Origin of the sequence: Pontibacter liquoris (assembly GCF_022758235.1) — a bacterium.
Lineage (GTDB): Bacteria > Bacteroidota > Bacteroidia > Cytophagales > Hymenobacteraceae > Pontibacter > Pontibacter liquoris.
The window spans coordinates 546,158-560,368 of record NZ_JALEBG010000002.1 but is presented as its reverse complement, the minus strand read 5'-3'; the positions used below and the strand labels follow the sequence as shown (position 1 = coordinate 560,368).

At 52.1% G+C, this 14,211-nt stretch carries 14 protein-coding genes; 12 read left to right on the top strand and 2 right to left on the bottom strand.

What is annotated here, in order from left to right:
• Positions 1-25 precede the first annotated feature (25 nt).
• Positions 26-1,138: a DNA replication/repair protein RecF gene (gene recF, locus LWL52_RS15755; protein ID WP_242921586.1), complete on the bottom strand. Its 1,113-nt coding sequence runs from the start codon at positions 1,136-1,138 to the stop codon at positions 26-28.
• A gap of 124 nt (positions 1,139-1,262) precedes the next feature.
• On the opposite strand from recF, the gene pdhA reads away from it, so the two are divergent.
• The 3 genes from pdhA (at position 1,263) to ribH (ending at position 4,153) form a co-directional block, all read left to right on the top strand.
• Entirely contained in the window at positions 1,263-2,309 is a 1,047-nt protein-coding gene (pdhA, locus tag LWL52_RS15750; RefSeq protein WP_242921584.1) for a pyruvate dehydrogenase (acetyl-transferring) E1 component subunit alpha, read from the top strand.
• A 118-nt stretch (positions 2,310-2,427) separates the two neighbouring features.
• Positions 2,428-3,144, top strand: coding sequence for a tetratricopeptide repeat protein (locus LWL52_RS15745; RefSeq protein ID WP_242921582.1), 717 nt, complete (start codon positions 2,428-2,430; stop codon positions 3,142-3,144).
• A 532-nt stretch (positions 3,145-3,676) separates the two neighbouring features.
• Positions 3,677-4,153 (top strand): 6,7-dimethyl-8-ribityllumazine synthase, encoded by a 477-nt coding sequence (gene ribH / locus LWL52_RS15740; RefSeq protein WP_242921580.1) that lies wholly within the window; start codon positions 3,677-3,679, stop codon positions 4,151-4,153.
• Between the two features lie 126 nt (positions 4,154-4,279).
• Here ribH and LWL52_RS15735 read toward each other — a convergent pair whose 3' ends face one another.
• Positions 4,280-4,870, bottom strand: a complete 591-nt coding sequence (locus tag LWL52_RS15735) for a DUF3575 domain-containing protein (RefSeq protein ID WP_242921578.1) — start codon at positions 4,868-4,870, stop codon at positions 4,280-4,282.
• 353 nt (positions 4,871-5,223) lie between these two features.
• On the opposite strand from LWL52_RS15735, the gene LWL52_RS15730 reads away from it, so the two are divergent.
• The 9 genes from LWL52_RS15730 to LWL52_RS15690 all read left to right on the top strand — a co-directional run bounded on the left by LWL52_RS15730 (position 5,224) and on the right by LWL52_RS15690 (position 14,127).
• The gene (locus LWL52_RS15730; protein WP_242921576.1) at positions 5,224-5,613 is read left to right on the top strand and encodes a TraR/DksA family transcriptional regulator; all 390 of its coding nucleotides are present in this window, start codon (positions 5,224-5,226) and stop codon (positions 5,611-5,613) included.
• A gap of 12 nt (positions 5,614-5,625) precedes the next feature.
• Entirely contained in the window at positions 5,626-6,189 is a 564-nt protein-coding gene (gene scpB, locus LWL52_RS15725) for an SMC-Scp complex subunit ScpB (protein WP_242921575.1), read from the top strand.
• 101 nt (positions 6,190-6,290) lie between these two features.
• The gene (locus LWL52_RS15720; protein ID WP_242921573.1) at positions 6,291-7,763 is read left to right on the top strand and encodes a pseudouridine synthase; all 1,473 of its coding nucleotides are present in this window, start codon (positions 6,291-6,293) and stop codon (positions 7,761-7,763) included.
• Between the two features lie 5 nt (positions 7,764-7,768).
• Positions 7,769-8,488: a type III pantothenate kinase gene (locus LWL52_RS15715; RefSeq protein ID WP_242921571.1), complete on the top strand. Its 720-nt coding sequence runs from the start codon at positions 7,769-7,771 to the stop codon at positions 8,486-8,488.
• On the top strand, positions 8,481-9,773 hold the full coding sequence (gene bamG, locus LWL52_RS15710; RefSeq protein ID WP_242921569.1) for a BamG family beta-barrel-assembly machinery protein: 1,293 nt from the start codon (positions 8,481-8,483) through the stop codon (positions 9,771-9,773). The genes LWL52_RS15715 and bamG overlap by 8 nt, the downstream gene beginning before the upstream one ends.
• 142 nt (positions 9,774-9,915) lie before the next feature.
• On the top strand, positions 9,916-10,455 hold the full coding sequence (gene lptC / locus LWL52_RS15705) for an LPS export ABC transporter periplasmic protein LptC (RefSeq protein WP_242921567.1): 540 nt from the start codon (positions 9,916-9,918) through the stop codon (positions 10,453-10,455).
• On the top strand, positions 10,452-10,625 hold the full coding sequence (locus tag LWL52_RS15700) for a hypothetical protein (protein WP_242921565.1): 174 nt from the start codon (positions 10,452-10,454) through the stop codon (positions 10,623-10,625). The genes lptC and LWL52_RS15700 overlap by 4 nt, the downstream gene beginning before the upstream one ends.
• Positions 10,626-10,638: 13 nt before the next feature.
• Positions 10,639-11,943 carry a hemolysin family protein gene (locus LWL52_RS15695; protein WP_242921563.1) on the top strand — a complete coding sequence of 435 codons (1,305 nt, stop codon included), beginning with the start codon at positions 10,639-10,641 and terminating at the stop codon, positions 11,941-11,943.
• 72 nt (positions 11,944-12,015) lie between these two features.
• Positions 12,016-14,127 (top strand): peptidylprolyl isomerase, encoded by a 2,112-nt coding sequence (locus LWL52_RS15690; RefSeq protein ID WP_242921561.1) that lies wholly within the window; start codon positions 12,016-12,018, stop codon positions 14,125-14,127.
• Positions 14,128-14,211: the final 84 nt, after the last annotated feature.

Below are 14,211 nucleotides of genomic sequence, written 5' to 3'. Positions count from 1 at the left end.
TGAATGACTTTTAAGTACAGACTGGCTACAGTTCCCCGATCACCTTCACCTGCCCTTCCTTCACTTCAAATCTACGGATACTCTCCGAGAGGCCTTCCAGAATTTTGTCGGTGCGCTCCAGGTGCGTGTCGGTTAAAAAGATCTGGCCGAACGTATGGGCGGCTACCATTTGCATGAGCTGGGTGATACGCTTTTCGTCCAGGCGGTCGAAGATATCGTCGAGCAGCAGCAGGGGCTTGTGGTGGTGGCGGGCAGCCATTACTTCAAAGTGCGCCAGCTTCAGGGCAATGACGTAGCTTTTCTGCTGCCCCTGCGAACCGAAGTTTTTGACCGGGTTGCCGTCCATCAGGAATACGAAATCGTCTTTGTGCGGGCCCACGGTGGTGCGCTGCAGGGCCAGATCCCTGCGCTCGGCCTGGTGCAGCAGCTGGGCAAAGTCGGCGCCGGGTAACTGGCTTTTATAGGTCAGAGTTACGGCTTCGCTGCTGCCCGAAATGTGGTGGTAGTGCTTCTGAAAGATCGGCACAAACTCCTGCAGAAACTTTTCGCGCTCCCGGGCCAGGTCTTCTCCAAAGGGCACCAGCTGCTCGTTGAGGATGTGCAGGTAATCGCGGTCGTAGTAATGGCGCTCGGCAAATTGTTTCAGCAGCGAGTTGCGCTGTTTGAGCACATAGCTGTACTGGATAAGCTGCTCGAGGTATACATGGTTGAGCTGCGAGATAAGGCTGTCGAAATATTTGCGGCGCTCTTCGCTGCCTTCCCGGATCAGGTCGGTGTCGTAGGGCGAGATGAGCACCACCGGGAAGCGGCCGATGTGCTCGCTCATTTTCTCGTAAAGGGCTTTGTTGTGCGTTACCATTTTTTTCTGGCCCTGTTTCAGGCTCACCTGTACGGTATGTTTCTCGCTGCCTACTAAAAAGCGGCCCTTCACCATAAAAAAATCCTCGCCCTGTTTTATACTTTGCGCCTCAGTACCCGGAAACGCGCTTTTGGTCATGGAGAGGTAATAAATGGCATCCAGCAGGTTGGTTTTTCCGCTGCCGTTGTTGCCGATAAAGCAGTTGATATGCTCCGAAAAAGCCAGCGAGGCCTCTTCATAATTCTTGAAAAACAGCAAACTGAGATTTTCGAGGAGCATTCGTTTCTACTTTGATATCTTTTTCCTTAATTTCGCATGCTAAACCGTTACGGCTTTCAAGGCCACTGTTTCAGGCAGCTATACTTGCCGGAATTGCTGACGGATAACTTTAACAGATATGACCATGGCAGATACGAAAGATAAGGCAAAAGCGAAGCCGGCGAAAGCAAAGGTACAGGCTGAACCAACGTTTTCAAAGGAAACCTATATGTGGTGGTATGAGAACATGAAACTCATGCGCCGTTTCGAGGAAAAAGCAGGCCAGTTATATGGCCAGCAAAAGATCAAAGGGTTCTGCCACCTCTACATTGGCCAGGAGGCTTGTGCTGCCGGTGCCATAACCGCCCTTACCAAAGACGACAAGTGGATCACCGCGTACCGCGACCACGCACACCCGCTGGGACTGGGCACCGACCCTGGCGCGGTAATGGCCGAGCTGTTTGCCAAGAAAACAGGCTGCTCCAAAGGCAAAGGCGGCTCGATGCACATCTTCGATAAGGAAGTGAACTTTATGGGCGGCCACGGCATTGTGGGTGCGCAGGTGCCGCTTGGCGCAGGTATTGCCTTTGCCGAGAAGTATAACAAGACCGGCAACGTGTGCATTTGCTACATGGGCGATGGCGCCGTGCGCCAGGGTGCCTTCCACGAGGCGCTGAACATGGCCATGACTTGGAAGCTGCCGGTAATTTTTGTGATCGAGAACAATGGCTACGCCATGGGTACTTCGGTGAAGCGTACCTCAAACGTAACCGAGCTCTATACGCTGGGTGAGGCCTACGATATCCCTTCGGAGCCGGTTGATGGCATGCGCGTAGAAGCGGTGCACGAGGCCGTAGCCCGGGCAGCGGAGCGTGCACGTAGCGGCCAGGGGCCAACCCTGCTGGAGTTCAGAACTTACCGCTACAAAGGCCATTCCATGTCGGACCCTGCCAAGTATAGAACCAAAGAAGAGCTGGAAGACTACAAAGGCAAAGACCCGATCGAATCAGTAAAAGCCACTATCCTGCAGAACGGATGGGCCACCGAAGAGGAGCTGGAGCAGATCGAGGAAAAAGTGAAGCAGCAGGTAGCCGATTCGGTGAAATTTGCCGAAGAGTCGCCTTACCCGGATCCATCGGAGCTTTATACCGATATTTACGTGGAGAGCGACTATCCTTACATCATGGACTAGTGCCTATTTAAATTGATTATTAGGAATTAAAAATTATAAATTTGGTGTTGAGGATTTATAAGTATTGTTTCTAATCACTTTTAATTTCTAATTTTGAGTTTCTAATTTATTCATACTGATGGCTAAAGAAAAAGTAAAGAAGCACAGCGAGTTTGAGGAGCTGGTAGAAAATCCGGATGCGCTGGCAGATCGCCTGGTAAGCTCCGAGGATTTTGTGAAAAGAAACAAATCGATGCTCATCGGTGTGTTTGCTCTTATTGCTGCTGTTATTGTGGGTGGTTTCCTCTACTTTAACTATCGCCGTACGCAAAACGCCGAAGCCCAGAAAGCCATGTTCCAGGCCGTTTATTACTTCGAGGCGGACTCGCTGAACAAGGCCCTGAACGGCGATGGCCAGTATGACGGCCTGCTGAAGATATCGGACGAGTATAGCGGCACGGATGCCGGAAACCTGGCTAACTTTTATGCCGGCGTAGCCCTGCTGAAAGATGGCAAGTATGCCGAAGCGGTTAGCCACCTGGAGGATTTTAAGTCGGATGATTACCTGATGCAGGCCCGCGCCTACAGCCTGACCGGCGATGCGCTGCTGGAGCAGGGTAAAACCAAAGAAGCCGCTGATCTGTATCTGAAAGCAGCCAACGAGAACGCAAACCCTTATTTTTCGCCACAGTACCTGATGAAAGCCGGTATTGCCTACGAAGCCGGAAACGACTTTAAAGCAGCTGCCGAAACGTACGGTAACATCATCGAGAAATACGAATCTTCTGCCGAAGTAAACGACGCCAAAAAGTATAAAGCCCGTGCCGAAATGCTGGCAGGCGGCGAACAGAAGTAACATAAAGCGGCTTTTGCCGAAGTATAAAGTATAAGGAAAGCGCTTTTGTCTTTTGTAAAGGCAGAAGCGCTTCTTCTTTTGCAGCAAACGTATTTTATACTTGCCAGTGGTTTTGCAGGCACAAGACAAGCGCTGCTGAAAGTCTCCCTTTGAAGGGGTAAGGCAGTTTTGTTCTCCTTTTTTGTCATCCTGAAAGGATCTTGGTGGCTGATAGTATAGGCTTAAGCTCCAGGGGTAAGGGCTTTAGTTTCTACCAGGTTTCTTAACAGAATGACAGGTTAGTGAAAGGCCAGAATTGCAGAAAGTCCCCCTTTGAAGGGGGTAGGGGGATGATTACACCTTCGGATAGTATATCAAAAGGAAGGCATCAAAAGCAACTTTAGATATACCTGAGAAGATTGCGTATTTCACTGGCCTCTCATCCCCCTACCCCCTTCGAAGGGGGACAACGCGGATTTATACTTGTTATACTTGCTAAACAGCACATCCATATACCAGCTCATCTTTACATTCACAAACCAGCATATTTTCTATGGCCACATCCCTGAAAAACCTGAACGAATATAAAAAGCATACCTTCGGCGATATCTCCGAAAAGACATTCGGCATTGTGGTAGCCGACTGGCACCACGAGATTACCGACGTGCTGTGTGCCGGTGCTATTGACACGCTGCTGCAGCATGGCGCCCGCAAAGAGAACATCTACCGCAACACCGTGCCGGGCAGCTTTGAACTCACGCTGGGCGCGCAGTTCCTGGCGCAGCAGGAAGAAGTGGACGCCGTGATCTGCCTCGGCGTAGTGATCAAAGGCGATACCAAGCACGACGATTACATCAACCACGCGGTGGCCAACGGCTTAACCAACGTCTCGCTTAAGTATAATAAGCCCGTTTCCTTTGGTTTGGTAACCACCAACAACCTGGAGCAGGCCCTGGACCGGGCCGGCGGCAAGCACGGCAACAAAGGCGTGGAGGCCGCTGCGGCCGCCATCCACATGCTGAGCTTTTAAAGTATAAACCGGCTTAAAACAGAAAGAGGCTACACCGCAAGGTGCCGCCTCTTTTTGATTGTAGCTAAGTAGCGCTGCAAGTATAAAACAGCATATGGTAATGAACGGGCACTAACGTGTTTATACTTAAAAGCTATAGCCCACCGTTAAGCCCGGCCGCAGGCGGAAACCACTGCCCAGCAGGTTCAGGAAACCGGTGTCAAAATCTTCTTCCGTGCCGGAGTTTACCTTCAGGCTGCCGCCGTTAATGCCCGCGCCAAGAAAAATATCTACCGAGATGCCGTTGTTGAAGATAAACTGGTTGCCTGCAGCTATACCAGCCCCGATGGGAGCGTAAGTTGCTTTATACTCTTTGCCCTGGTCCTTGTCCTGCACAGTGAGCTTATAGTTGAGAATGCGGCCGTAGCCGGCCAGGTATAAACCAGCCGGTGCAGCTTTATAGTCCGATACATAGTAACGCACTTCCGGCGTAAAGCCATAGCCGTCGAAGCGGACACCCGATACGGAAACGCCCGTGATAAAGGCGCCAACCTGGCCGCTGATGTGCGGGCCGAAAGCGTGTTCGATAAACCCGGAGCCGGTAGCGGCAAAAGGGCTCAGCACGTTTACTTTAATGACCGTAGAGCGCGTAGGCGCCTGGCCTTGTGCAATGCTGCTGGATAAAGGAGCTGCCGTGAGCAAAAGCGCGGCAGCGCAGAATAGGATAATTCTTTTCATATGCTTTTAGCTGATAGGGAGCAAGCCCGGTTTGGTATGGCGTTGCTGTAGGCTACGTAGCAACATCTGTTCCAGATTTACAATTACTTACTCCCTTTTAGGTTACGCACGCCTGGGCAAAATTGTGTTGAAGAAAAAATCGTTAAATTAGAGCAAGGCATAGCAAAGTATAGATTTAACTGTTATTTTTGCACGAAATTTAGCCAAAATGCTACTATCAAAGTAAAGCCTTGGCAAGGATGAAGTTAAACTAAACTAAAATGCGTTTGCTGCTGTTATGCGGCAAAAGAACGAAGCGCAAAACAGGTCTTTAGTTTAACCAGTGCGTTAATACAGTTCTTACATACTATCGAATGAATACGAACGAAGAAAAACAGCGTTATTCCAGAGAGGAGCTCAGCGAGTTTGAAAACATCATCCTCGAAAAGCTGACGAATGCCAAAAAGGAAGTAGCTTTCATTAAAGAAACCCTGAGCCGCCGCAACGATTCCGGTACGGATAACACCGCATCGCCTACCAAGGTGCTGGAAGATGGCGCCGATACAGCCGAGAAAGAAAGCCTGAACCAGCTGGCTTCCCGTCAGATGAAGTTTATCCAGCAGTTGGAGAATGCGCTGATCCGGATCAAGAATGGTACTTATGGCGTTTGCATCGTTACAGGCAAGCTGATCCCGAAAGAAAGACTGCGTGCCGTGCCGCACACACAGCACACCATTGAGGCGAAACTGCAGCGCAACGACTAGTACTTTTTTATCTTGAATATTCTGCAAAACCATATTCAGGCACTTGTTTTCTGTGCCCAGTCACCAATCAGCATCGAGGACATTCAGCGCTGCCTGCAAGAGGCGCTGGGGTTTGAAGAAGTGCTGGTAAGCGATGTGCTGGAGGCGGTGGAAGGTATAAACGAGCAGTTGCTGGAGGCGGGCTTCGCTTTCCAGATCTATGCTATCGGGGGCGGCTACCAGTTCCTGACCAAGCCCGAGTACCAGCAAACGGTCAGCACCTTCCTCAAGCAGAAATCGAAACGTAAACTATCGGCGTCTTCGCTGGAGACGCTGGCCATCATTGCCTACAAGCAGCCGATCACCCGGTCGGCTGTAGAGCAAATTCGCGGCGTAGGCTGCGACTATGCCATCCATAAATTGCTGGAGAAAGAACTGATCGAGATCAAGGGAAAGGCCGAAACGATCGGGCGCCCTGTGCTGTATGGCACTTCGCAAAAGTTTATGGACTACTTCGGCATCAACCACATCAAAGACCTTCCACAGCTAAAAGACTTCGCCACCGAAGAAAATATGATCGGCGAAGTGGCCGATTAGCCAATCCGGGCGCTGACGCGCCAAGTATAACCGAACAATCACAGTAGATAATGCTGCACACAAAGGTACAGTAGCGATACTGCATCGATAATTAAAATAAAATGGCAAAAGATAACGAAAGACCCGCACGCGGCAACGCAGGTGAGGGCAGAAGAGGTGCTGGCAGCAACGCTACCGGCAGACCAAACAGCGACCGCGACGGTAAAAAGATTTTTAACAGAAGAGATAAACCCGAACGCCGCTCTTTTGGAAGCGACCGGCCGGGCCGCGACCAGGGCGACAGAAAACCTTTTGGTGGTGGCAATAGAGAAGGAGGCGAACGCCGCTCATATGGCAATAGAAAAGAAGGCGGTGAATACCCTTCTTTCACCACCGGCCGCCGCGAAGGGGGCGATGACCGCCGCACTTACAACGACAGAAGAGAGAAGCCTGAAGGAGGTGAACGCCGCTCGTATAGCGAAAACCGCGATGGTGGCGAACGCAAATCATTTGGTGCCAATAAAAGAGAAGGCGGGGAGCGTCGCTCATACGGCAATGACCGAAGAGAAGGTGGCGGCGAGCGCCGTAGTTATGACCGTGCGGACCGTGGCGAGCGCAAGCCGTATAACGCCGACCGCAGAGACGACCGACGTGATGCGCGCTCGGAAGGCAAGCCGGCTTATGGCGAGAAACGCGGTTTTGGTGCTGATAAAGGCTCGTTTAAAACAGACCGCCCCGGCAAGTATAGCAAGCCGGATGCGAACAGCCGCGGCAGCAGAGACCGGGCAAACGACCGTGAAAGCACGCCTGAGGCACCAGACTATAACCTGAGTCGCTATAACAATAACCCGCGCATTAAGAAAACAAATATAAAGGAAGAGGACGATGGCACCATCCGCCTGAACCGCTTTATTGCCAATGCCGGCATCTGCTCGCGCCGCGAAGCCGATCTGTTGATCGAGGCTGGTGAGATCAAAGTAAACGGTGAGGTGGTAAAGGAGATGGGCTTTAAAGTGAAGCCGACCGACAGCATCCAGTATGGCAAGAAAATACTGAACCGCGAAAAGCTGGTGTATGTGCTGCTCAACAAGCCAAAAGACTTCCTAACCACTACCGACGACCCGGAAGGCCGCAAAACAGTAATGAGCCTGGTAGCCAATGCTTCGACGGAGCGCATCTTCCCGGTAGGCCGCCTGGATCGCAATACCACCGGTCTGCTGCTGTTCACCAACGATGGTGAGCTGGCGCAAAAGCTAACGCACCCGTCTAACGGCGTGAAAAAGATCTACCAGGTAGAGCTGGATAAGCCTATCACCAAAGCCGACTTTGTGAAAGTGGCCGAAGGCGTGGAGCTGGAAGACGGCAAAGCCGAGGTGGATGATGTGGCCCTGCTGGGCGATGCGAGTACGTTCCTGGGGCTGGAGATCCATATTGGCCGTAACCGCATTGTGCGCCGCATTTTTGAGCACCTGGGTTACGATGTGGTAAGCCTGGACCGCGTACAGTATGCCGGCCTGACTAAAAAAGACCTGCCACGCGGCAACTGGCGCTACCTTACCGAGAAAGAAGTCATCCGCCTGAAGTACTTTATGTAAGCAATATGCGGAGCGTCGCGATCGACATCGGGAACACGGGCACCAAGTATGGCCTTTTTGAAGAGGACGTCTTTGTAGAACAAGGCTATTTTCAGGAAAAAGACCAGCTGCCGGCGGCTTTGCAACAGCAAACCTTCGACCATGCCATTGTTGCCTCGGTCGCGCAAGACCCGCATGCTATCCTAACAAGGCTGTCTGTTACCGGCAAGCTCCTGGAGCTGACGGGGCAGACAGCCTTGCCTTTTAATAACCTGTACAAAACGCCTCAAACCCTGGGGGCCGACAGAAAAGCCGTTGCCGCAGGGGCCAGTTACTTTTTTCCGGGGCGCAACTGCCTGGTGTTTGACGCCGGCACCTGCATCACACACGATTTTGTGGACAGCACCGGCACCTACCATGGCGGGGGCATTGCACCCGGCCTGAACATGAAATTCAAAGCCCTGCATACTTTTACCGAACGCCTGCCGTTAGTACAGCGAACAGAAAACGCCTATCCGCTGACCGGGCAAACCACGCAGGAGTCGATCCTGAGCGGGGTGCTGGCCGGTACGGTGGCCGAACTCAACGGCCTGATAGCGGCTTATGCGCAAAAAGCGCCTGCTTTAGTGGTTATACTTTGCGGAGGAGACGCAGGATTTTTTGAAAGTACGTTAAAAGGGCGCATCTTTGTAATTCCTGAACTGGTCTTGATCGGGCTTCACAGAATTTTAGTATATAATGTATAAAAAACTCCGAGTACTGATAGGGTTTGCCCTGCTGTGCATGGCACCCGCCGCACAGGCGCAATACATTGGCAACACCCCGTACTCCCGCTATGGGTTAGGGGAGATAAACAGCAACCTGGGCAATATCCGCAATGCGGGCATGGCCGGGGCCGGCATTAGTGCAGCCAACAGCTTTCAGGCAAACATCGCTAACCCTGCCTTGCTTTATTATAACAGCATTACGGTGTTTGATATGAGCATTCGCGGGCAGGTGAAAACCCTGAGCGACGGCAACGCCTCGCAGCGCGATGGCAATGCCAGCCTGTCCAACTTGTCGCTGGTCGTGCCGGTGTCCAAGCGCTGGTCGTCAGCGGTGTCGCTGCGGCCTTTCAGCGATGTCACCTATGAAATGAGTTCTTCCATGCCCCTGGAAAGCAACCCGCGGGCATCCATCCTGCGCGGATACGAGGGCGATGGCGGCTTATCGGAGCTGAGTTTCTCCAACGGCGTTAAAATTGTAAAAGGGCTGACTGTTGGCGCTACGGCTTCCTACATCTTCGGCAACGTAACCAAAGAAGCTTCCTCGCTGGTGCAGGACGACTCACTTTCCACTTTATCGATGGAGCAGGTGGTGTATAGCGAGCGTACCCGTTACCAGGACTTCCTTTTTAGAGCAGGCGTAAACTACAGACAGGAACTGAAAGAGTCACTTTTTCTGAGCATAGGCGGTACCTACAGCTTTGAAAGCGACCTGAATGCCAACCGTAAGAATTCGTACGAGCGGCGCACCATCTACGAAGGCATCCTGGACCAGAACATTATGCCCGACAGTACCAAAGGCAGTGTGCTGTTGCCCCAGAGCTGGCAGGCAGGCATCTCGCTGGACAATGGCTCCAACATGACGCTGGTAGCCGATTTCTCGGCGCAGCAATGGTCTAAGTTCCGCAATTTTGATGGTGACAAGGAACTGGCCGACAGCTACCGGGCAGCACTTGGCGGCGAGTATACGCCGGATGCCAAGTCGATCGGTAACTACTTTAAGCGGATTACTTACCGTGGCGGCTTATACTATGGAAAAACCCCTTACGAGATCAACGGCACCCAGATAGGCGACAAAGGTGTAACCGTAGGCTTTACCTTGCCTATTGGCCGGTCTACCGTTTACGATATGTACCAGCTCAACACAGCTTTCGGCTACGGGCAGCGCGGCACCACCTCCAACGGACTGATCGCCGAGAAGTATTTCCAGTTCAGCGCCGGCATTACCATCAACAGCCGCTGGTTCATCAAGCGCCGCATTGAGTAACGCTATCGATATACAAGTATAACCAGCACACCTGTGCAAGGGAAAAAGGCCGTTCTTGGAGCGGCCTTTTTTGTGGCACAAAGATGGCTGTAGATAAAAATAAAATTTGCTAATTTCACCTAAACGGATCAACGGCAACCTTATGCGTAACGCATGGATTTTTAGCAGCATTGTAGCGCTGAGCTGCCTGGCGTTTGGCTGCAGCGATGACCTGCAGGACCCGGATAAAGTAGAAACCTACAAGGGGCCGCTCATCGAGAACCACGATGTGGTAACGCTCTACAGCGACTCGGCGCGGCTGCAGATAAAACTGATGGCCCCCGTGCAGCAGGAGTTTGAAAACGGTGACGGAGTGTTTCCAAAAGGCCTAAACGTGGAGTTTTATGGCAAACCAGGCCAGATCACCTCTACGCTCAAGGCCAACTATGCCAAACAGGACCGCCACAAGAACCTGTATCTTGCCCAGGGCAAAGTAGAAGTGGAGAACCGCGTAAAAAAGGAAAAGCTGGAAACAGAAGAGCTCTTCTGGGACAAGAACAAAGCCCTGATCTACACCGATAAGTTCGTGAAGATTACTACGGGCGAGGAGATCCTGATGGGCAACGGGTTACGGGCCAACCAGGATTTCTCAAAATACAGAATTTTAAAGCCGACGGGCATCATCAGCCTGCAAGAAGAATGAACCAAAAGCTAATTAATACCCTTTTATTAGCGCTGGCCTTTGTGGCAGCCGTTATCGGGGCGCACCGCACCATACAGGGCGAGGATGTGCTTGGTAACTACTGGATCTTTATGATCTCGGCGGTGCTGTTTATACTTTGGTGGTATCGCCGCAAAAGGTACGGCGCCTAAGTTTTTTTAGGACATGGTAGACCCCAATCAGATCGTATTATTGCTCGTGGCACTGGTGTTCTCGGCCTTCTTTTCGGGCATCGAGCTGGCCTTTGTGGCTGCCAACAAAATTCAGATCGAGCTGAGCGAGAAGAATGGGGTACTGGCTGGCCGCCTGCTGGGGCATCTGCTGCAGCGCCCCGCTCGCCTGATGGGCACTACCCTGATCGGCAACACCCTGGCACTGGTGCTTTATGGCTTTGCCATTGCCAGCGTGCTCAACAAGCTGCTTTTCCTCTACCTGCCTGCGCCGCTGCAGCTATCGCTGCTGGTGCTGGTGCTTCAGATTATCATCGCCTCGATGGTCGTGCTGCTTACGGCCGAATTCCTGCCCCGCAGCCTGTTTGCCATCAACCCCAACCGCATGCTGCAGGTGCTGGCTATCCCGATCTTTATCTGTTATTACCTGCTTTACCCGGTCGTATACCTGATCGTGAATCTGAGCAAGTGGGTGGCCGAGAAGATCTTTCAGATAGAGTTTTCAGAGGAGCGCCCCGTTTTCGGTTTCACAGACCTCAACGCCTTTATCAAAAACCGCCTCTACCACCCCGAGCATGAGAATGTGCTGGAGGTAGACCCGCTTATTTTCCATAATGCGTTGGAATTTAAAACCGTGCGGGTGCGCGAGTGTATGGTGCCGCGCACCGAGATTGAGGCCGTGGAGGTGAACGATAGCGTGGAAAAACTGCGGCAGGCGTTTGTGGAAACAGGCCATTCCAAGATCCTGGTGTATAAAGACAGCATCGATAACATAATCGGCTACTGCCACCAGCTGGACATGTTCCGGCAACCCGGCACAATAGAGGAGATCCTCTCGCCGGTGAGCCTGGTACCCGAAAGTATGATGGCCAGTGAGCTGTTCGTGAAGGTGGTATCGGAGCACCGCAGCGTGGCTGTGGTGGTGGATGAATTTGGCGGGACGTCGGGTATCGTAACAGTGGAGGATGTGATAGAGGAAATTTTCGGGGAGATAGAGGACGAGTATGATGTGAAGGACGAGTCGCTGCTGGAGCAGGTATGGCCTGAGAAAGGCATTTACCTGTTCTCGGCCCGCCACGAAGTAGACTACCTCAACGACAAGTATGACCTGGAATTGCCGGAAGGCGATTACGAAACGCTGGGTGGCCTGATCCTGGAAGTGTACGGCGAGATACCGCTGGCTGGCGACCAGATAGCCGTGCCGCCCTATACCATCACCATCCTTTCGATGGACGAGAATCGCATTAATGCCGTGAAGCTGGTAAAAAACACAGAGCCTCAGACAGATGCAAACAGTTAAACCACCTAGGAAAAATTTTGAATTTTAGCGCGATTAACCTTATTTTGCAAATCCTTTTTATTTGTATAACAAATGGCATTAATTAACAAGATTAGAGAGAAGTCTGGTTGGGCTGTTGGCCTTATCGCCGCAGGACTGGGTTTATTTATAGTTGGTGGCGACTTAGTTGGAGGTAACTCCAAGTTGTTTGGCAACGATGCCAACGTGATCGGTGAGATTGCCGGTAAGAAAGTGGAATACAAGGAATTTGACGATGTATTTCAGCAAGCCAAATCAAACTACGAGAACCAGGTAGGCCGCAGCGCTAACGAAGGCGAGCTGGCCATGCTCCGGGAGCAAGCCTGGAACCAGCTGATCTTTAAGATAGCCTTACAGAAAGAATATGACCGCCTGGGCATAGCGGTAACAGACGACGAACTGGCCGACATGGTACAGGGCAACAACATCCACCCGGCCGTGAAGCAGGCGTTTACCAACCCGCAGACAGGCGAATTTGACCGCAACCAGGTGGTGCAGTACCTCAAGAACCTGGATCAGATGGGCCCGACTGCCCGCCCGATGTGGACGTCTTTTGAGCAGGGCATTTTATCAGACCGCCTGCAGTCCAAGTATTCTAACCTGCTGAGCAAAACAGTATACGTTACTGCGGCCGAAGCAAAGAACTACTATAACGCTCAGAACACCACTGCCAGCATCAAGGCTTTGTTTGTTCCGTTCTTTACGGTTTCCGACTCCAGCGTAAAAGTAACGGATGCGCAGCTGCAGGATTATTACAATAGCCACAAAGAGCTGTACAAGGTGGACGAAGGCCGCTCGGTAGAGTTCGTAACCATCCCGGTAAGTGCTTCGAAGGAAGACAGCACCTACTATCAGCAGGAAATTTCGCAGCTAACGCAGCAGTTTGCTTCTGCTCCCAACGACTCTGCTTTTGTGAACGCCAACTCCGACCAGCCTTACCAGGGCAACTACATGAACCCGGGTGAGTTGCCGGAGCAACTGCGCAAGCAACTGCCCCTGCAGGAAGGCAAAGTATACGGCCCGTATACCAGCAATGGCACCATGGCGCTCTACAAAGTGATCGATGCCAAAGAAGGTACAGCCAATGCCGTAAAAGCAAGCCACATCCTCATCAAACCTGAAAATGATACTCCGGAAGCTAAAGCTGCGGCCAAAGCCAAAGCAGAAGATGTGCTGAAGCAGATAAAAGCGGGCGCTGACTTCGGCCAGATGGCTGCCAAGTATGGCACAGATGGTACGGCCTCCGTAGGTGGCGACCTGGGCTGGTTTACAGAAGGCCGCATGGTGCCGGCGTTTGAGAAGCCTGTGTTTGCATTCTCCGGAACAGGCCTGCTGCCAAACCTGGTAGAGTCTGAGTATGGCTACCACATTGTGAAAGTAACTGCTCCAAAATCGAAGGAGACTTATAAAATTGCTGCCCTGCAGCGCAGCGTAGAGCCTAGCGAAGCAACCCGTGACGCAGCATATGCCATTGCCGACAAACTTTCCGGTACCAGCGGAAGCACCGAGGAGTTCAGAGAGAATGTTGCCGCCAACAAAGGGCTGGTAAAAGAAGAAGCGCAGAACATCGGTAAAAACAACATTCTGGTAAATAACCTGAACAACGCCCGCGAGCTGGTGCGCTGGGCCTACAGCAAAGACACCGAAGTAGGTGACGTATCGCCGGTATTTGAGATCAACGACCAGTTTGTGGTGGCTTCCCTGACCGGCAAGCGCGACAAAGGTTATGCCGATGTAAGTGACGTGAAAGAGGAGCTGACCGCTGCGGTGCGTAACCAGGTGAAAGCCGAGCAGATCATTGCCAAGTTGAAAGACAGCAAAGGCTCCCTGGACCAGATCGCGGCCAGCTACGGCCCTGATGCCATGGTAAAAACAGCCGACAACGTAACGTTTGCCTCCGGCACGATCCCGGGCATCGGTATTGAGCCGGTAGCAGTTGGAAAAGCGTTTGGCCTGAAGCCAGGTGCCCACTCGGCTCCTTTCGAGGGACAGGGCGGCGTGATGATAGTAGAGCTGACAAGCCTGAACAAAGCTCCTGAGCCACAAGACCTGGCCAGCGTGAAAGCAGAACTGGTAAACACCCGCGCCACGCGTGCTGCCAACGATGCTTTCGAGGCGATCAAAGAGAAGTCTGAGATTAAAGACAACCGCGTGAAGTTCTTCTAATCACCCAAAAGAAGTATAAAGGATTAACAAAAGCGCCACTCCAGCCGGGGTGGCGCTTTTGTTTTGGGTGAGTTTACGTATCTT